An 18,812-nucleotide genomic window follows, 5' to 3' on the forward strand; every position below is an offset into this window, starting at 1 on the left:
GCTTTATTGATAAATAAAAAAAGACCGTCTTCACTTTAATAGTGAAAACAGTCTTCCTTATCAAATGTGCTTAATTCCCACGTGCCAGGCTTTCCTTGTGGTCCGCTTGGATTTGAGCCAAGGTATCGGGTTCTAGGATTAGATCGAGGGCGGTGCAGGCTAGGAGGATGGCCGCGATGCGAATGGAATCGAGGCCTTCCTCAGAAGCTGCCGCATCCACTAGGGCCTGGGAATGTCCAGGAATGTTTTCTTTGGAGATAGCTAGGAAGGGCTGGATGGTGGCTACGGCATAGCTGACATTTCCCACATCGGAAGAGCCATGGGCCTGGCTGTCCGCTTCACCAATATCATCCGCCGTCAAGCCTGCCCAGGCAATCTGTTTGAAGAAGAGCTGGTCGAAGCTCTCGGTGATAATCATATCGTCCACCTTGTTCTGGAAGAGCCCGAACTTGAGCTCGGCCCCTGTGCCATGAGCTGCTCCTTCTGCAATCCGCTTCACTTTCTCACGGACTTCATCCAGGGTCTTCCGGTTCTTGGCCCGGATATAGAAGCGCCCCCGGCTATAGTCTGGCACGACATTCGCTGCCTGGCCCCCGTCTAAGATCACGCCATGGATACTGACATCCTTAGGCAGGTGGAAACGAAGAGCGTCAATGCCAACAAAGGTCTGAATTAAGGGAGAAAGAGCGGAAATGCCGTCTTCCGGTGCCGCTGTGGCGTGGGAGGACTTGCCGAAGAATTCAATGTCGACGGGATCATTGGCCAGAAGATGGCTGGTTGGAATATGCTTGCCTGAACCCGGATGGGCACAGAGCGCGGCATCCACATCGTCAAAGAAGCCTTCGCGCACGAAGCTCTCCTTGGCTGACCCATTCTCGCCACCTTCTTCCCCCGGTGTCCCGTAGACCCGGATCTCACCACCGACTTGGTCAATCACAGACTTCAGGGCTGCAGCGGCCAAACTGGAATAATTCCCGAAAAGATTATGGCCACAGCCGTGTCCCAGGCCTTCTAAGGCATCGTATTCCGCAAGAAAGGCTAAGACGGGGCCTTCTTTCTCTGCTTGGTAGCGGGCATCAAAGCCTGTGGGATGGCCCGCCACGTCCCGCTTCACGGTAAAGCCTTCAGCCCCCAATTGCTTGGTCAGAATCTCTTGGGCAAAGTACTCGTGATTAGAGGTCTCTGGCTGGCTATGGATGCGGAGTGCGTTCTCCTGATAGGTCGTCAAATGCTGGTCAACAAAGTCTACAATCTGTTCTTTCAATTGGTCTGCTGTCATCTTTCAGGCTCCTTTCTTATTTTTTACCGAATTCTTCCCAGGCTGCTAGATTGGCACCCTTACTCTTCTCGTCAATGACCTGTTTGGTTTCATCTGTTTGATAGGCGTCTACCACTTTGGCATAGACTGGATTATCCTCGTCTTCCTTGCGTGCGGCGACGATATTGACATAGGGTTTAGACCGTTCATCGACAGGCTCAGTGAAGAGGGCATCTGTTTCGGGATCCAAACCGGCGTCGACCGCATAGCCTGAATTCACGAGTGCAATATCCACATCCCCGAGGGCACGAGGTGTTTGCGAGGCATCCATTTCTTCAATCTGTAAGTTCTTGTCGTTTTTGGTGATGTCATTCACGGTCGGGGTGATCCCGGCTGCGTCATCTACTTCAATCAGACCGGCTGATTCCAAGAGGATGAGCGCCCGGCCACCATTGGTTACGTCATTCGGGATAGCTACCTTGGCGCCATCTGCCAGGTCCTCAAGCTTATCAATCTTATTGGAGTAGATAGCCAGTGGGGCAACCACTGTATTCCCGATCGCAACTAAGTCCGTTCCAAATTGTTCATTAAACTTATCCAGAAAGACTTGGTGCTGGAAGGCGTTAAGGTCGATCTCCCCCTGGGCTAGGGCTTGGTTGGGCTGGTTGTAGTCTGAGAATTTCACATATTCCAACTTAATCCCCTCATCTGCCAAACGGTCACGGACACTGTCCCAGTCTCTGGTATCATCTCCTACGACGCCGAGTTTTACCGTTTCTGTCTCTTGCTTGGCTTCCTGGCCATTTCCACAGGCGGTGAGCCCTAGGAGGGCAGTCAGTCCAAGGATTACTGTTTTCGTCCATTTATTCATTTAAATCGCTCCTCTTCTATTCCTTATTTCTTGCCGAATTCTTTCCAGGCGGCAATGTTAACGCCTTTACCAATTTCATCGATAACCTTGGCTGTTTCATCCGTTTGATAGGCGTCGACTACCTTGGCATAAGTGGGGTTATCCTGGTCTTCCTTACGGGCAGCTACGACATTGACATAGGGTTCTGACTTCTCATCAATCGGTTCTGTGAAGATGCCGTCAATCTTAGGATTCAAGCCGGCCTCTACGGCATAGTTTGAATTGATCAGGGCAATGTCCACATCCCCTAAGGAACGCGGAGTCTGTGAGGCGTCCATCTCTTCAATTTGAAGATTTTTATCATTTTTCGTGATGTCACTGAGCGTCGGCGTAATGCCAGCCGCATCATCCACTTCGATCAAGCCCGTGGATTCTAAGAGGATAAGTGCCCGGCCACCCATGGTCACATCATTAGGGATAGCTACCTTGGCCCCATCTGGCAGGTCCTCCACCTTGTCATGCTTGTCCGAATAGATGGCCAGCGGGGTCACCACCGTATTCCCAATACCTACCAAGTCCGCGCCATACTGGTCATTAAAGTTATTCAGATAAACCTTGGTCTGGAAGGCGTTGAGGTCCACCTCCCCTTGGGCTAGGGCCTGGTTGGGCTGGTTATAATCCGAGAATTTCACATATTCCAGTTTAATGCCTTGGTCAGCCAACTTCTCTTTCGCAATATCCCACTCTCTCGTATCATCACCGACCAAGCCTAATTTGACGGTCTCTGTTTCTTTTTGTGCACTCTGGCCGCCATTGCCACAAGCGGCTAAGGCGAAGAGGGAGGTCACCCCTAGTATCACTGCTTTGGTCCATTGTTTCATGCGAATCGCTCCTTATCTTTCCTAATAAAAAAGTCCCCTGCCCGGTTCATTACCAGACAAAGGACGACGTATCGTGTTACCACCTTTAATTCAGAGCCTAAGCTCCCTTAACCCAGCCACTATTTGATAGTGAGTGGTGCTCCGGTTAACGGCTGAGCTGGGCCGGGAAGAACTCTGATTGCTCTTCCGCTCTCCAAGGCCATCTTCAATCTTTCCTCCCTTAGCCCCTTCCACCCCCAGGGCCTCTCTAAAAAGTTCGAAAGATTTACTCTCCTTATCAGCGAGATCTCTTTATTGGTTGATAGCCTTAGTCTAACATAGAGAAATAAGCAGGAACAAGACTGGACTCCATACTAAAAAATCATCAGAGGTGATCGGAAATAGCGATAACAAAGCCGTCTCCTGGGCCGTTCAGCTACTGCCGACCAAAAGTTTCCCAAGCGGCCTGGCTGGCCCCTTTACTGATTTCTTTAATCCGAGCGGCGACATCAGATGCTTGGAAGGCATCGACGAGTTTCTGATAGCGGGGATCATCTGCTTCTTCCGCTCTGACAGCCAGGACTTGAACATAGGCTGCCGCTTCTTCTTCAGCCAGGTCTTCACGGACCAGGGCATCTTGAACAGGGTCCATCTTGGCCTCCAGGGCGAAATTCGTGTTGATCACCACGGCGTCCGCCTTAGTCAGTTCTGGCGGGGTCTTATCAGCCTCCACTTGGTCAATCTTGAATTGCTTGGGATTGTCCTGGATGTCTTTTAGCGTGGGCTCGCCCTCTAGGTTCTCTTTAAGGGTAATCAAACCCGCTTCTTCCAATAGCTTCAAGGCCCGGCCCGCATTCGTCGGGTCCTTGGGAATCACCAGCCGAGCTTTGATTCTCAGGTCATCCAAATGATCTACCTTGTGCGAGTAGAGGCCGAGGGGGCTGAACATGGTATTGCCGATGGGGGCTAGTTTGGCCTTGCGCTTGGTATTAAAGTTCTCTAAATAAGCCTTAGTCTGGCTCGCATTGACATCGATCTGGCCATTGAGAAGGTCTTTGTTGGCCTGGTCATAACTAGTAAATTTAAAGAGGTCCAAGCTAATCCCTTGCGCCTTCAAGCGCTCCTGGACCGGTTCCCATAAGCTCGTATCGTCCCCCATGATGCCTAGTTTAATGCTTTCCTGGTCAGTTGGCTCTGCAGCTGTTTCCATAGTGCCCAGGTCTAGCTTGGCACAGCCTGCCAGACTCACTAAGCCGACCAAGACCAGGGTCAAAATTTTTTGGTATCCCTTCATGATTTCTCCCTCTTACTTCTTCTAGTCCCCGTCTCGCTTAAGTCGGGGCTTATTACTAGGAATATCTTAGCATGACTGGGCTGGGGGAACAAGCCGCTTAAGTGGCTTGAGAACAAACAAAAAGAAGCCCTAATTGGGACTTCTCTTGCGTGTAAGTATTAGTCATCTTCTGTGTCATTCGTCATATCTTGACCGAGTTCCGTCACTTCATCATAGAGTTCCTTGTTATCGACCCGTGATTCATCATAGAGGGCCCGCATGTCAGCAGCTTCTTCCCGGCCAAATTCATAGTCCTCATCTTGACGGTCAACTTCCATCTTGATCAACTCATCACGGACCTGGATTTCCCGGTGGATGTGGCGGTAGCGAATGGCCCACTGAATAATGAGAAGACCAATAACGAAGAAACCACAATAGCCGATGAAGGGATAGAGATAAGCCACCAGGGTATCGAAACCGGCGAAGGAAAGCACGAAGCCAATCCCAACCAGAATAATCATGTTCCGACTAAAGTTTTCGGGTTTAGACCGGGATACGCGCTTAGCCAGGGCATAGTACATACCGATTGCCGTATTATAGATCATCCCGAAGATGATAATGGCCATAGCTACCCCTAGGCGAGGGTCTAAGTTATCGAAGAGGGTCAACAGTGGCATAGAGGAGCCCAGAACCCCATCGATATTCAAGCTGATGGAGAAGAAAGAAGCGAAGAGCAAGGCCCCTACGAGGACCCCACCAAAGAGGCCACCGAGACCTGCCTGCTTGGGACTATATTCTTCGCCCCCAATGACCACTGCCATTGAGATAGCCAACATCAAAGCCAAGCTGGTATAGTTCAAAGTTGAAATCAGCCAGTTCGGTAGGGTCGTCGTTTGGGCAGCTGCCGTCGCCATGGCTTCCTCATAAGGAATCGGCATCGTATTAAGGGTATGGATAAAGATCCCGAGTAAGAAGACAATGACAAAGGGCGTTACCATCCCGATTAAGCCTGTCACCTTATCCACATCCATGTAACCAGTCACAATGACCAGAATCGAAACCAAAAGGGCCCCAACCCAGATTGGCCAACCAAATTGCTGGTTGAGGTTTGTCCCTGCCCCAGCGATCATAATAAAACCTGTACAAAAGAGGGTCATATTGATTAAGAAATCAATCACTTTGGAAATAAATGGTGATGAGATGTGGTTAAATACCTCACTATGCTCTTGAGCCTTGTAGTAGCTCCCGAATTGGAGGAGGACAACCCCTCCGACAATGAAGAGGATGGAGGAGATAATCAGACCCCAAATCCCCATTTTACCAAAACTCACAAAATACTGGAACATCTCTTGCCCGGAAGCAAAGCCTGCTCCAATGATCACGCCGAGATAGGCGAGACCAATTTTTACCATACTTTTAAATGTATTCATATTCCTTCCTTTCCTTACACTGTTTACCATTATAAGGAAAAATAATCGGGATGCATGTTTTATGTTTTTTATTGATAATCAAATGCGATTTAAGCTTATAAAGTATGAATAAAGCCTATTGTTAAGCTTATCTTAAGCTTTGGCCATAAAAAAAGGAGTACAATAATTGTACTCCTTTTTTCCTTACAGCTCATCTTTTAGCTCAAGCAATAGCTTTTCTATTTATTCAACGACCCTTTAATTTAACAGAAGGGTACCTTTTACTCAAGCAAGACCCATTGTCCCGTTAAGATATCCATCTGGTAGACCTGTCCTGTGGCCTCATCTACCTGGTAGAGGGCCTCCAGATGAGAGATCCGAGAATCTGGGCTATCGGCCCGGTACTCATACTGGGTCCGGCCTGTTTTAGAATCTTGGCTAGGTGCCATTAAATAAGCTTTGGTCGTCTCTGGCGCCTCTTGGCTTGGCTGAACTTCACTTACTGGCGCTTGAGCCCGCTTGGCTGGCTGAGCTTTCGCTTCAGGTGCCCTGCCTGGATAAAAGGCTGGCCCTGGCTGAGCTTGTTGGCTTTGAATAGGGGCTGCGACCTGGTCAGTCGTCTCAATAGTGACGACTTGGGGACGCGCGCTCAATTGATTAAGCACTGGAATTTGTTTCAGAAAGGCTTGACTGGCTTCATTTGGATTCAGTTCAAAAAGCGATTGACTAGCCGCTGCATTTGGCACATTGAGGGCCACCAATAAAGCAGCAAGTCCAACACTGGCAATAACTCTCTTTTTCATGGGGATCCCTCCTCTGTCCTTCTTAGCTCTATTGTAACACACTTGTAACAATTTGTTAATTATTATGTAAAAGAAACCCTGTGTTATGATTAAGCTAAAAGGAAAGGAGCGATTCCATGTGCGGACGCTATGAATATCAAGTTAACGATCCCCTCTTGGCCCATTTCTATGGGAAACTGGGACAGGACTCCCAGGTCAGTGTAGGCACCGTCTACCCTGGCCAAGACGTCCTCTGTCTGGGTTTAGACCCCCAGGCTAAGGTTCGAGTGGCTGCTATGCGCTGGGGCTTCGATGGCTTCAAGAAGAAACAGCTCCTGATCAATGCCCGGTCCGAGACGATTAACGATAAGCTGGCCTTCGCTCAGGCCTTCCGCTACCGCCGCTGCATCTTCCCCATGTCCGCCTTCTACGAATGGTCTGCTGATAAGACGCGCTTCCTCTTCTCAGCGAGTGAGGTACTCTTTGTGGGGGGCTGTTACCAGGTCATCCCCCAAGCTCAGGGGCAAGTCCAAGCCCAGGCCATCCTCATGACACAGCCCGCTGACCAGATTGTCGGCCGCGTCCACCAACGCATGCCCTATCTGATTCATAAGGAAGACCTCCGCTCCTGGTTGGGGGACTGGCACTACGCCTCCAACTACCAAGGACAGAGCCCAGAACTCGCCATGCAAAAAGACAGCCCCGACCAGCTCAGCCACCTGGTCACCCTGGACTTAGAATAAAAGAGTGTGACAAAAGTCGTTAAGCTCTGAACCACTGGAATAAAGGATAGAAGAGCCTTGCCAGAGGCTCGGCTAGCCTTTATGAAGTGGAGTCAGAGCTGACTTTTGGAGCAGGTTTTTAAAAAATAGTTCGTATTTTAAAAGAGACTGGAGCTTTGCCCCAATCTCTTTAATTTTGATTGTTAAAATGGTCTACCAATCAATCCAGTGATAGAGGTAGAGCCGGTAGCCCACCCACTTCAGCACTTCCATCCGAGCCATCCGCCGACCATTGGGTGTTGCCCGGTAGCCATGACCATCCCGGTGGGCGCTCACGAAGGTCAGATCGAAGCCATACTTGCGGTTGGCCCGATGGAAGGTTAGCATGGTCCGCCGCATGTGGTAGTCACTCGTCACCACATTGGCACTGGTCCAGCCCCGGTCAGCCATGATTGCTAGACTATTCACCGCATTGGTCCAGGTAGAGGTCGCTTGGTCCTCAGCCACTAAAGCCTGAGCTGGTGCACCTTTCTTGATGTAAGTTGGAAATATATCCCAATCCTTGTGAGCATGACGGGGAGAGACTAATAGGTAACCCGTCTGACTGTAGCCCGCCTTTAAGAGCTTTGCCGCCTGGTCACTTCGTTCCGGAGCCGGTCCCTCAGCCACTAGAATGATATCGGCTGGCTGGGGCGCTTGACCCGTATCTAGATGGTAATAAAGATAAATGAAGCGTGCAAGAAGGCATAGAATAATAAGAATTCCTAAGCCAAGATGGAGCATAACAAGACCCCTTTCGTCACTCGCCCTATTCTAGCAAGTTTTTGGAGACTTTGCTTGTTTTAGCTCTCCAGGCTTAGTTAATCCATACTCGGGCTTAAATAGTCAGCTAAGAAGTCCTCAAGCTGTTGGTAATAGGCGGGCTGGAATTTAGCTTCAGCATGGCCCCCTTCTGGAAGAAGATAGAGGGCTTTGGGCCCTTGTTTCTTATAAGCATAGAGTTCACGCGCCATCTCAACTGGGACAAAATCATCTGTTTCGGTATGAATAAAGAGAATAGGTAAGTGGCTCTTAGCCACATAATCTCTCGGTTCAGCCCAGCGGATATCATAACCTGCCTGCAAGCGTCCCATCACTTCTGCCATATAAAGGACCGGAAAAGCGGGCAAGTTAAAGCGCCATTTCAATTCTGAAGCAAAAATTTCCCAAGTTGAGCTATAAGCGCAATCTGAAATAATCGCCTTCACTTGCTTAGGCAGGGCCAGGCCCGATGCCATTAGAACCGTTGCCCCACCCATGGAGGTCCCATGGTAGACAATCTCCGCCTGGGGATCTTCTTGGGCCAGCCACTTTGTCCAAGCTAAGAGGTCATCCTTTTCAAGATAGCCCATCCCGATATAGTCGCCTTGGCTAGGGGCATGAGCTCGCTGGTTATAGGTTAAGACATTATAGCCCGCCTCGTCGAAGTGCCTAGCCAGAAGATTAGATTCGTCTTCACTGGACTGATAACCATGGACGATAATGACCCAGCGATGCTTGGCTCCTTCTTGCTTAATCTGGTGACCATAGAGCCTTAAGCCGTCTGCTGACTGGATCGACACCGGCTGACGGCGCTTGCCCAAGTGGTCTAGCCAGTCCTGCCTTGCCCTCTCTTCTCTCGCCCTAGCCTGGTCAATAGCCAGCTGTCCAGGAGAGGGCGCAAGCTTTTCCTGGCGATTCTCTGCCCCTTGCTGGGGAACGAGGGCATAGTTGACGAAATAAGACCCTACCGCAAACGTGCTCAGTCCCAGCAAGACCAGGACAATAACTAGGCCATATAAGATGGACCTTTTCTTCCTCCGATTCACTTAATCGCTCCTTATATTGTTTAATATATTATATTTTAAACAATATGAGCTTGCGGCTCAAGCTTTTTCGCAAGTGAAATGTGTTTAACAGCATCTTCGAGCGCTTCAATAGCGGCATCAGTCGTGGCCCAACTGGTGACAAAGCGGAGGATGACTTGGCCATCCGCTGTTGGCCCCCAAGTACTGAAGCCCACATGATCCGCTAATTGGGCAGCCTCTGCTGGCCTGAGCATAACGAACTGTTGGTTGGTATAGGAATCCGTATAGAAGGTATAGCCTGCCTCTTCAAAAATTCGCTTGACCGCTAGGCCCTGATTGACCGCGTGCTGGCTCAGCTCATCATACAAACCATCCTTAAAGAGTTCATCAAATTGGATACCGAGTAAGCGGCCTTTAGCAATTAGCCCCCCGTGTTGTTTGACCAGGGCTGGGAAATAAGCTGGAGCCGGTCGCTGGCTAAAGACAATGGCTTCCCCACAAAGGGCCCCAATCTTATTGGCACCAATATAGAAAGCGTCACACAAGTGTGCGAGCTCAGCGAGGGTCAGGTCTGCCTCGGGGCTCATCAAACCATAACCCAAGCGAGCGCCATCAATATAGAGGGGAAGGTCATTATCTTGGCAGATTTGATAGATTTGGGTCAATTCTTCTTTGGAATAAAGGGTTCCAAGCTCCGTCGGATAGGTGATATAGACCATCCCGGGAGCTACCATATGGGCGCGGTTAGGATTAGCTTCAAAGGCTTCCAGATAGGCCGCTAAGCGCTCAGCTGTGAGCTTGCCTTGGTCGTGGCTGATAGTCAAAATTTTGTGGCCACGAGATTCAACCGCCCCGGTCTCTTGCGTGTTGATATGGGCAGTATCTACCGCTATCACGCCACGATAGTCTGTCAGTAAGCTATCAATCACCAACTTATTGGTCTGGGTCCCACCCACCGTAAAATAAACCTCTGCTTCAGGGCAAGCACAAGCCTGTCGGATCGCTTGAACCGCCCCTTGCGTATAGGGGTCTTGGCCATAGCCTGGTGCTTGGTCACGGTTACTCGCCATCAGACGACTAAGCAAGCGTTCGTGAGCACCCTCTAAATAATCACAGGCAAAAGAAAACATATCGAGCACCTCTCATTCTTAAGACTTCATTCCTTTTCTTAAAATTATATGTACAAATGAGGGGATGTCTAATCATTTTTTTACTCTTCCATCATAAAAAAATTCTTTATTCACAAGAGCTTAGAACAGAATTTTCACGCAATTCATGTTAGAGTAAAGATAGGTTATTTTTATACTTTAAATCAAAAAAGGAGGTTTTTTATGCCATTTTTACATTTTCTTCTAGCCATTGCCTTGGTCTATGGAGCAGGCCGCTTAATCCAAAAAATCAAACTGCCTGCTATCCTGGGCTGGCTCCTATGCGGCATGTTGGTAGGCCCTAACCTACTCAATCTCTTTCATGAAGGTATTACAGGCCACCCCGCCTTCCAATTACTGGCTACCCTGGCCCAAGTTATTGTCGGTATCATGATTGGGTCCAACTTAATTGTGAGTCAGATTAAAAAAGTTGGGACCTCCATCTTTGAACTCGCTATCTGGCAGATGCTAGGAATTTTCCTGATGGTCAGCCTGGCTTTTGGCCTGATTTTCGCTTGGATCGGGGTGCCTTTCCTGATTGCGATCATCTTCGCGGTGATTGCTATGGCCACAGCCCCAGCCCCAGTGCTATCGGTCATTAACGAATATAAGACTGATGGGCCGCTCTCACGGGCAACGGTTTCTATGACTGTTATGAATACTCTCTTAGTGAACATCATCTTCTACTTCTTCATTTCGGTTGTCCAGTCCCAAGTGAGTGAGGCTTCCACTTCGGCTGTACTCAATCTATCCTTGATGATGGTCCTTCCGATCCTAGTCGGTGTCGGCCTAGGTTATCTAGCCGGTCGTTTCTTATCCGGAGCGGAAGAATCAGGTATTGGTCGCTTCCTCACGAGTATTGTCTTAACAACTGCGATCATGCTAGCGATTGACCACTGGCTCTACCCTAGTCCCATGGCCAATTACATCATACTGGGAGCGGCTTTCTCAGCCGCCCTGGTCAATGTCATTTCAGACGACCAACGCGAGGCCCTGAGTGATGACTTTAGCCCCATCCAATCAGCTGGGCTCTTGCTTATCATCTTGAACCTCGCCGCCCCACTCGATCCTGGCTTGCTCGTCCAAGCTGGGATCTGGAGTTTGGCCTATATTAGCTTCCGCCTACTTGGTAGTTTTATTGGGTCTTATCTGGGAGGTAAGCGCATCGAAGCAGACCCCAGCGTCCAAAAGTACCTGGCCTTAACCATGATGCCCCATTCCGGTATCTCCCTCGTCTTCTCCTCCATGGCAGCCCAAGCAATTGGTCAGGTGGCCAGTGACCTCGGAGCCAGTATCCAGGTCATCATCCCTGCTGCTGCCCTGGTCAATGAAATTATCGCTGTGCTCATGGCGAAGAAGGCCTATGAATGGGCCGACGAAACGGACCAAGCCGACGACGATGACGACTATGTGAACGAGGACACCTCTTATTGCACACAGAGTCGGGATACCCGCTACTACGATTATTAACATTTAAAGGAGGACTTTTAATGAGTCAAAAGAAACCAAATATTGTTTTAATTTTTGCAGATGACTTAGGAATGGGCGATGTTTCTGCCTTCAACTCTGAGTCCAAGATTCATACCGAACACATCGATGCCCTCGCTCAGGACGGCATGCGCTTCACCGATTCCCATGCCACCAGCGCCCTCTGTACGCCCTCAAGGTATGGGCTCTTAACCGGCCGCTACAACTGGCGGTCTCAGCTCAAGAGTACTGTCATTCCTGGCGACGCCCAAAGTCTCATTGAGAAGGACCGGCGCACCCTCCCGCAAATGCTCAAGGACCACGGCTATCAAACAGCAGCCATTGGTAAATGGCACTTGGGGATGGAATGGACCCTAAAAGATCACAAGGACTATGAGCGCTATGGCGTAGACGGGGACAAGTACCGTGACCAAGAAGCGGACTATCAGAAGGGCCGCCCTTACTTCGGCAATACCACAGCGGAACCTATCTTCCGAGGAACAGATATCGATTATAGCCAACCCATTCAATTTGGTCCGCTCAACTACGGCTTCGACTACTTCTACGGGACAGCAGCCAGTCTGGACCAAGGCCCCTTCACCATTATCGAGAATGACCGAGCCCTCTTCCAACCCGAATACATGGCTGGAGACCATAATATTTCTCGGATTAAGCCTGAAACCAACCGCTCTATCGAAGCCGGCGTTATGGCCCCTGAACACAGCCCCTACCATGTGCCTGACCAAATGCAAGCCAAGGCCCTGGAAGTCCTAGATGATATGATTGAAGCGGATGCTCCCTTCTTCCTCTACTATCCTAACCACCTGGTCCACGGCCCCATCATCCCTCAAGAACGCTTCCGCGGCAAATCTGGGATTGGCGACTATGGGGACTTCGTACTCCAACTGGATGCCTATGTCGGTGAGATTGCCGATAAGCTAAAGGAAGCCGGTATCTACGATGACACCCTATTCATCTTCACTTCCGATAACGGAGCCTCTCCGATTGTCGATATTGACCGCTTGAAGGAAGAAGAAGGCCACGACCCAAGTAACGGGCTCCGCGGTCATAAGATGCATATCTGGGAAGGCGGTCACCGGGAACCTACGATCGTGACCTATCCGCGGATGATCGAAGCGAATACGGTTTCTAACCACATGGTCTCCCACTCCGACTTCTACAACACCATTGCCGATATCCTCGGTGAGGACAAACGCGATGATGTCGCTGAAGATAGCTACTCCAACCTCCCCCTCTGGCAGGGTGAGGACCAAGCCATCCGCGAAGACATCATCCATTCAGCTGGTAACGGGGGCTTCTCCATCCGCCGTGACTTCTGGAAGCTCATCATGGTCAAAGATGGCGGTTTAGGTGCTTATGAGCGCAATGTGGACAGCTATAAGGAGACCTTCCAAGCCACCGAACTCTATGACCTGCGCGACGACCTCTCTGAAAGCCACAATGTCATCGACGACCATCCGGATGTGGTCGCTGACCTCAGCCAGGCTCTGGTTCAATACATTAAGGAAGGCCGGTCTACCCCTGGTGAGGCCCAGGCCAACCAAGCGGACCTACCAACCGGTGACTGGGAACAAGTGGCCTTCATGCCAGATTATGAAGACTATGTCCAAGGCCTTAACCAGGCAGCCGTAGAAAACGGCCAAATCAGCCAGGAGGAATTGGATAAGAATTCTGCCTTGAAGAATAAAGACTAGAACTTTAGCGACATTCTCAAAAAAAGCAAAGCAGCCGAGACGCCATTTAGCTGGCGAGCTCGGCTGCTTTTTAGCTTTCTTATTTGAGACCTAGCGCTCGACTAAGCGGAGTTTTGACTTGCTAATGAGGTAAGCCGTGGTGGCAAAGGCTAGACCTCCTATGATATAAATCAGGGCCTTAGCCCAGTGCCATTCGATCGGCCGTCCGTCCAAGTAAGGAAAGACCACTTCCATCCAGAACATCATACCCAGAGTCCATAGCAAACCGACGCGGATCATCTGCTGACGGAGCTGGCGGACCGCCTGCTGGTAGTCACGCCGATCATAGAATTCAGTCTCGGTTAGCCGGTACTTGCGGGTTTTAGCCAGGATATAGAGGGAATTCCCCATCATGATCAGAAAGAGAAAGATGGTCCCCAAGCTGACCTGACCCTGGTGGATGTCCCAAATCAAGCTGATTAACATCAAGATGGCAATAGCATACTGGGTCACAATTCCAGCAAAGGCTAAAACTTCATTTAGTTTCTGTTCTTGGTATTCATCACGATGGCCCACAAAGCCAAGGTAGTGTTGGATAATACGTTCTTTCATTTAAGACTCCTCCTTATCCCAAAACAATTGATTTAAGTCGGTGCCCAGAGCATGAGCTAGGCGCAGACAAAGCTCCAGTGACGGGTTATATTTATCATTTTCTATTAAATTAATGGTCTGCCGGGCCACCCCGACCCGGCGAGCAAGTTCGGCCTGAGAAATAGCCAGCTGCTGGCGGTAGGTCCGCACACGGTTCATCGCCTTCTCCTCCTTAATGTCATTTATATCTGACACCTTCAGTTTACGGGAACTTATGTAATTTGTCAATTATAAATGACATCTCCTTCAAAAAAAAGCGAAAGGACCAGCAGCAATTCGGCTAAGCTTTCCTTTCGCTAAAACAGCACTTATCGACATCTCTTGGTTAAAGATAAAAAGCTTGTTGGGCCAGTCGACAGTTCAATGACCCATCCAAAGAGAAAATGGCTTCGCCATCCACCTGACCAGGGATATTAGGGGTCAGGTTTAGAGTGCAAGTTGGGCCATGGTAGAAGGCCAGGTATTTAGAATTTCCTTGGTCTTTGCGCCACAGAATCTGATAGAGCAAGCCTGGAATTGCCTGCCAGTCCAGGTCGTGGATCACAAGCACAGCAAACTCGCCCTCTAATTCCGTCACCCGGGGATCGAGCTGGATGCCCCCACCGAAGTAAGGGTTCAACATCAAAGTCAACAATGTCACCCGAGAGAAGACTTGGTGCTGACCCGCTAATTCTAATTCCAGCCTAAAGTCCGGCAGCTTGGTCAAAGACCGAAAGACTCCTAGCAAATAGCGGAGCCGGTTGGCCCAGGACCATTGCCAAAGCCCTCCCCTCGCTTTGAGGACCTCGCTCTCATGGATGACCTGACCATCGAGGCCAAAGCCCAGGCTATTCACGAAATTGACCTCTGAGTAATCGCTAGTCAACAGGATCTGACCAAGCTCTACTTGCCGCACACGGCCTGCAAACATCGGAGCTAGGAGGTCTTCAATACTTTCCTTCCCTGCCTGGTAGTAACGGCTAAAGTCATTCCCGGTCCCTGCTGGAATGAATGCAATGGGATAGGCCAAGTCTTGGTCGGCCAGGGCATTGACCAAGTCATGCAAACTCCCATCCCCGCCAACTAAGATTAAGCGGTCTTCTGCTTTTAAGTGGGCTAAGGAAGTAGCCACGAGCTCTGCCATATGCCCGGGATACTGGGTCAGGTAGGTCTGGTAATCCGTCCCCAGGGATTCCAAATAGGTCGTCACTTCATTCAAGCGTTTCCTGCCCCTACCCATCCCTGACTGGGGATTACAGATAATATGCATGCATTCCAAAAGTTCGACTCTCCTTTACTTTATTAAGCCAATGAAGCTCGATCAGGCTCACAGCTATGCCAAGAATTGACAGGCATTTTGTCCTATTTTATCAAAATGATAGGCGATGGCAAGCATAAAAAAAGCACCTGCCGAGGGCAAGTGCTGGAAATTTCGTAAACACCAATTCTTAACGTTTTGAGAATTGAGGCGCTTTACGGGCTTTCTTAAGACCTGGTTTCTTACGTTCTTTCATACGTGGGTCACGTGTGAGCAAGCCAGCGTCTTTTAATGGTTTACGGAAGTCTGGATCAACTTGCAGTAAGGCACGGGCGATACCGTGACGAGCTGCACCTGATTGCCCAGCGTAACCGCCACCGTTAACGTTGATGTGTACATCATATTGACCTTCAGTTTGAGTAACTGCTAAAGGTTGTTTAACGATAACGAATAGTGATGCGTATGGAAGGTAGTCTTCCATTTCTTTGCCGTTAAAAACGATCTTCCCATTACCAGGTACTAAGCGTACACGGGCAGTAGAGTTCTTACGACGTCCAGTTGCTTGATATTGTGCTTGTGCCACTAGCTGTTCCCTCCTTAAATTAAGTCCTTGATGTCTACAGTTTCAGGTTGTTGTGCTTGGTGTGGGTGTTCCGCGCCAGCATAAACATGTAAGTGCGTAAATTGTTGACGACCTAATTTGTTCTTAGGAAGCATCCCTTTAATTGAAAGTTCAATTAAACGTTCAGGTTTTTCCGCACGTAAAGCCCCTGCAGTTGTTTCGTAGATACCACCTGGGTAACCTGAGTGGTGGTAGTACTTCTTATCAGATGCTTTCTTACCAGTTAATTTAACTTTTTCAGCATTGATGATAATGACTTGGTCACCAGTGTCTACGTTAGGGGTGAAAGTTGCTTTGTTTTTACCGCGCAGCATTGATGCTGCTACTGTTGAAAGACGACCTAATGGAATATCTGTTGCGTCTAAGATAACCCATTGGCGTTCAACTTCGTTAGCTTTTGCCATATATGTTGTACGCATTATCTACTTTTCCTCCGTTTTTCTTGACTGATTGTTGCAATTCACAATTGATTTCCGGGGCAATCGTGGGGCAAACAATACCGTTTAATATCATACCTTATCCGTCAAAAGAAGTCAATGGTCAAGCTTAATTTTATTTGTAAAACTTGCTATAATAGCAGTAAGGAGGTGTCTGCATGAAAAAGAAATATGCCCTGGCCTTCCTCGTCGAAGGCATCCCCATCCTAAGCTTGACCGGTCTTGTCCTCTCCCATCTTATCCGCAAGAGAGAAAAGAACTCAGCCGCAAAATAAGCCGCTATAGCTATAAATGAAAAAGAAACTGGAAACAAAGCCCAGTTTCTTTTTTTACGAGACAAATTGAATGCCATTTGGCTTCAGGGGTTAGAGATTTGCTTTGTGGAAATTCAAATGGTCCCCAATAAAAGTCGAAATGGTGTAATAGGAATGGTCATAGCCTTCTTCCTTCTGATAGCGGACGGGATAGCTAGCAGCCTCAGCTGCCTCTAGGAAAGCTTTTTCGTCCAATTGTTCAGGGTAGAATTCATCGGCTGTCCCTTGGCTAATGTAGATTGGCGACTTCACTTCGGCTTCCTTGACCAGGGCAACCGGATCCCAAGCAACCCAATCCTTCTCATCTGGTCCTAAGTAAGCCGTGAAGGCCTTGCGCCCCCATGGTACCTGGCTTGGGTTAGAGATTGGAGCGAAGGCTGAAATGCTTTGGAAGCGTTGGGGATTCTTCAGCCCTATCATAAGCGCCCCATAGCCGCCCATAGAGTGTCCCATAATGGCTTGTTGACTCGACCCATGAGGGAGGCAGTCCTCAACCAGCTCAGCGAGTTCTTCCATTAAGTAATCATACATGTGATAGTGAGTCACCCAGGGCTCCTGGCTGGCATTGAGATAGAAGCCAGCCCCCTGCCCCAAATCATAGGCCTCATCATCAGCTACCTCTTGGCCCCGAGGTGAGGTGTCCGGGATCAAGACAGCTAGACCCAGGTCTGCGGCATAACGCTGGAAACCTGACTTGGTGGAGAAATTCTGGTCATCGCAGGTCAAGCCCGATAAGAACCAAAGCAAGGGAACAGGACGGTCTTGGGCCTCTTTAGGCAGGAAGAGGCTGAAAACCATCTCACAGCCTAGGACCTCTGACTGGTGTTGGTAGCGCTGTTGGGCACCAGCAAAAATTTTCTTACTTTCGATCAATTCCATCATCTAAACCTCCTAAAAACTTAGAATATCACGTAAGGATTCCCCATTCTCTTGCCATTCGATGGCTTGTTCGATCTCATCAAAGCCAATACGGTGGCTGATAAAGGCTTTGAGGTCAATGCCTCCCTCGGCATATTCAGCGACCAATTCGCTGAGCCCGGTCCGGCCCGTCACCCCGCCAAAGGAAGTGCCTAGCCAGGTCCGGCCCGTAATCAATTGGAAGGGGCGGGTTGAGATCTTATCGTTACCAGCTGCAACCCCCATAATGACGCTCTCGCCCCAGCCCTTGTGCGTGGCTTCTAGGCCGGCGTTCATGACATCCGTATTCCCAACACAAACAAAGCTAAAGTCTACCCCGCCGTCAGTAAGCGCAATAATTTCTTCTTGGACAGGGCGGTCCAATTCGCTCGAGTTAATGAAGTCTGTCGCCCCAAAATCACGGGCAATTTCTGCTTTGTTGGGATCAATATCCACCGCGATAATCCGCTCAGCTTGGGAGCGTTTGAGTTCTTGGATGGCTGCTAGGCCTAGGGTACCGATCCCGAAGACAGCTGCTGTAGCCTCTTCATAAACGGCCGCATCATTGCGGACCGCCCCAATTCCTGTCGTCACCCCGCAACCTAAGAGACAAACTTCATCCATGGCCACTTCTGGGTCAATCTTGGTCAAGGCGATCTCTGGCAGGACCGTATATTCACTGAAGGTTGACGTCCCCATGAAATGGTAGATTGGCTTCCCTTCATAAGAGAAACGTGGCGTCCCATCCGGCATCACGCCCTGGCCCTGGGTCTCACTTATGGCTGAGCAGAAATTCAAACCTTTCTGGCAATACTCACATTTCCCGCATTCTGGTTTCCAGAGGGGAATGACATGGTCGCCCACTTCAACGCTCTTGACGCCCTCACCCACTTTAACCACTTCACCAGCTGCTTCATGCCCTAAAATACAAGGAAAGATGGCAGAAGGGTCATCCCCAGATAAAGTATAAATATCCGTATGACAGACTGAGGTATAAGCAATCTTCACCATCACCTCACCTGGGTGTGGGTCTTCAACATCAACTTCGACCAATCTTAAATCATTAGGCCCAAAAGCCACTGCTGCTTTACTTTTCATGGTATCCCTCTTTCTTTTATCAGTTGATAAGCTAAGTCAATATTACTGATTCTATCATGACACAAAGAGGCTAAAACTACAATTAAAAGCCCTTTCAGTTAGCCAGGGCATGATAATACAATTATTGTTTATCTAATTAGGATATTCCATTAATTTTTTCTCAGAAAAATTACTGTAAATCTGCTAGAACTAAATTTTAATACCGCTTTCATTCTATTAACGGTAGCTTCTTGGCTGATATTTGGAGCCATCATCATTTTATTATCA

Annotated in this window: 19 protein-coding genes and 1 other annotated feature; of the genes, 3 read left to right on the forward strand and 16 right to left on the reverse strand. The window is 49.2% G+C overall.

The features are described 5' to 3' along the window. Positions 1–70 precede the first annotated feature (70 nt). The 6 genes from F6I03_RS03875 to F6I03_RS03900 all read right to left on the reverse strand — a co-directional run bounded on the left by F6I03_RS03875 (position 71) and on the right by F6I03_RS03900 (position 6,453). Complete coding sequence (locus F6I03_RS03875) at positions 71–1,279, reverse strand: M20 family metallopeptidase (RefSeq protein ID WP_070430187.1); 1,209 nt, start codon at positions 1,277–1,279, stop codon at positions 71–73. Positions 1,280–1,295: 16 nt separating this feature from the next. Continuing rightward, the gene (locus tag F6I03_RS03880; RefSeq protein ID WP_070430186.1) at positions 1,296–2,129 is read right to left on the reverse strand and encodes a MetQ/NlpA family ABC transporter substrate-binding protein; all 834 of its coding nucleotides are present in this window, start codon (positions 2,127–2,129) and stop codon (positions 1,296–1,298) included. A 23-nt stretch (positions 2,130–2,152) separates the two neighbouring features. Continuing rightward, positions 2,153–2,989 (reverse strand): MetQ/NlpA family ABC transporter substrate-binding protein, encoded by an 837-nt coding sequence (locus F6I03_RS03885; RefSeq protein WP_070430185.1) that lies wholly within the window; start codon positions 2,987–2,989, stop codon positions 2,153–2,155. A 56-nt stretch (positions 2,990–3,045) separates the two neighbouring features. Then, positions 3,046–3,279: a binding site (T-box leader), on the reverse strand. A gap of 125 nt (positions 3,280–3,404) precedes the next feature. Further along, a complete protein-coding gene (locus tag F6I03_RS03890; RefSeq protein WP_070430184.1) occupies positions 3,405–4,262 on the reverse strand; it encodes a MetQ/NlpA family ABC transporter substrate-binding protein in 858 nt (285 codons plus the stop codon). A 158-nt stretch (positions 4,263–4,420) separates the two neighbouring features. Continuing rightward, positions 4,421–5,671, reverse strand: a complete 1,251-nt coding sequence (locus tag F6I03_RS03895; RefSeq protein ID WP_083290477.1) for a hypothetical protein — start codon at positions 5,669–5,671, stop codon at positions 4,421–4,423. 260 nt (positions 5,672–5,931) lie between these two features. Beyond that, positions 5,932–6,453, reverse strand: a complete 522-nt coding sequence (locus F6I03_RS03900) for a hypothetical protein (protein ID WP_070430183.1) — start codon at positions 6,451–6,453, stop codon at positions 5,932–5,934. A 116-nt stretch (positions 6,454–6,569) separates the two neighbouring features. Here F6I03_RS03900 and F6I03_RS03905 point away from each other — a divergent pair, with 116 nt between their 5' ends. Then, positions 6,570–7,175, forward strand: coding sequence for an SOS response-associated peptidase (locus F6I03_RS03905; protein ID WP_070430182.1), 606 nt, complete (start codon positions 6,570–6,572; stop codon positions 7,173–7,175). Positions 7,176–7,367: 192 nt separating this feature from the next. Here the strand turns inward: F6I03_RS03905 and F6I03_RS03910 are convergent, their stop codons facing one another. The 3 genes from F6I03_RS03910 to F6I03_RS03920 form a co-directional block, all read right to left on the reverse strand. Next, complete coding sequence (locus F6I03_RS03910; protein WP_070430181.1) at positions 7,368–7,937, reverse strand: YdcF family protein; 570 nt, start codon at positions 7,935–7,937, stop codon at positions 7,368–7,370. A gap of 77 nt (positions 7,938–8,014) precedes the next feature. Next, positions 8,015–9,001, reverse strand: coding sequence for an alpha/beta hydrolase (locus F6I03_RS03915; protein ID WP_070430180.1), 987 nt, complete (start codon positions 8,999–9,001; stop codon positions 8,015–8,017). A gap of 35 nt (positions 9,002–9,036) precedes the next feature. After that, positions 9,037–10,110: a threonine aldolase family protein gene (locus F6I03_RS03920; protein WP_070430179.1), complete on the reverse strand. Its 1,074-nt coding sequence runs from the start codon at positions 10,108–10,110 to the stop codon at positions 9,037–9,039. Positions 10,111–10,311: 201 nt separating this feature from the next. Here F6I03_RS03920 and F6I03_RS03925 point away from each other — a divergent pair, with 201 nt between their 5' ends. Continuing rightward, complete coding sequence (locus tag F6I03_RS03925; protein ID WP_070430178.1) at positions 10,312–11,598, forward strand: cation:proton antiporter; 1,287 nt, start codon at positions 10,312–10,314, stop codon at positions 11,596–11,598. Positions 11,599–11,618: 20 nt separating this feature from the next. Beyond that, the gene (locus tag F6I03_RS03930; RefSeq protein ID WP_070430177.1) at positions 11,619–13,310 is read left to right on the forward strand and encodes a sulfatase family protein; all 1,692 of its coding nucleotides are present in this window, start codon (positions 11,619–11,621) and stop codon (positions 13,308–13,310) included. Positions 13,311–13,400: 90 nt separating this feature from the next. Here F6I03_RS03930 and F6I03_RS03935 read toward each other — a convergent pair whose 3' ends face one another. From F6I03_RS03935 to F6I03_RS03965, 7 genes are all read right to left on the reverse strand, one after another. Continuing rightward, the gene (locus F6I03_RS03935; RefSeq protein WP_070430176.1) at positions 13,401–13,901 is read right to left on the reverse strand and encodes a DUF3278 domain-containing protein; all 501 of its coding nucleotides are present in this window, start codon (positions 13,899–13,901) and stop codon (positions 13,401–13,403) included. After that, positions 13,902–14,099: a helix-turn-helix transcriptional regulator gene (locus tag F6I03_RS03940; RefSeq protein ID WP_070430175.1), complete on the reverse strand. Its 198-nt coding sequence runs from the start codon at positions 14,097–14,099 to the stop codon at positions 13,902–13,904. Between the two features lie 166 nt (positions 14,100–14,265). Continuing rightward, on the reverse strand, positions 14,266–15,189 hold the full coding sequence (locus tag F6I03_RS03945; RefSeq protein WP_070430174.1) for a diacylglycerol/lipid kinase family protein: 924 nt from the start codon (positions 15,187–15,189) through the stop codon (positions 14,266–14,268). A gap of 178 nt (positions 15,190–15,367) precedes the next feature. Then, complete coding sequence (gene rpsI / locus F6I03_RS03950) at positions 15,368–15,760, reverse strand: 30S ribosomal protein S9 (protein WP_070430173.1); 393 nt, start codon at positions 15,758–15,760, stop codon at positions 15,368–15,370. Between the two features lie 14 nt (positions 15,761–15,774). Beyond that, on the reverse strand, positions 15,775–16,218 hold the full coding sequence (gene rplM, locus F6I03_RS03955; protein WP_070430172.1) for a 50S ribosomal protein L13: 444 nt from the start codon (positions 16,216–16,218) through the stop codon (positions 15,775–15,777). Between the two features lie 383 nt (positions 16,219–16,601). Then, on the reverse strand, positions 16,602–17,429 hold the full coding sequence (fghA, locus tag F6I03_RS03960) for an S-formylglutathione hydrolase (RefSeq protein ID WP_070430171.1): 828 nt from the start codon (positions 17,427–17,429) through the stop codon (positions 16,602–16,604). A 12-nt stretch (positions 17,430–17,441) separates the two neighbouring features. Further along, positions 17,442–18,545, reverse strand: coding sequence for an alcohol dehydrogenase catalytic domain-containing protein (locus F6I03_RS03965; protein ID WP_070430170.1), 1,104 nt, complete (start codon positions 18,543–18,545; stop codon positions 17,442–17,444). Between the last annotated feature and the right edge of the window lie 267 nt (positions 18,546–18,812).

It is taken from the genome of Aerococcus sanguinicola, assembly GCF_008726925.1.
In the GTDB taxonomy this organism is placed as follows: domain Bacteria; phylum Bacillota; class Bacilli; order Lactobacillales; family Aerococcaceae; genus Aerococcus.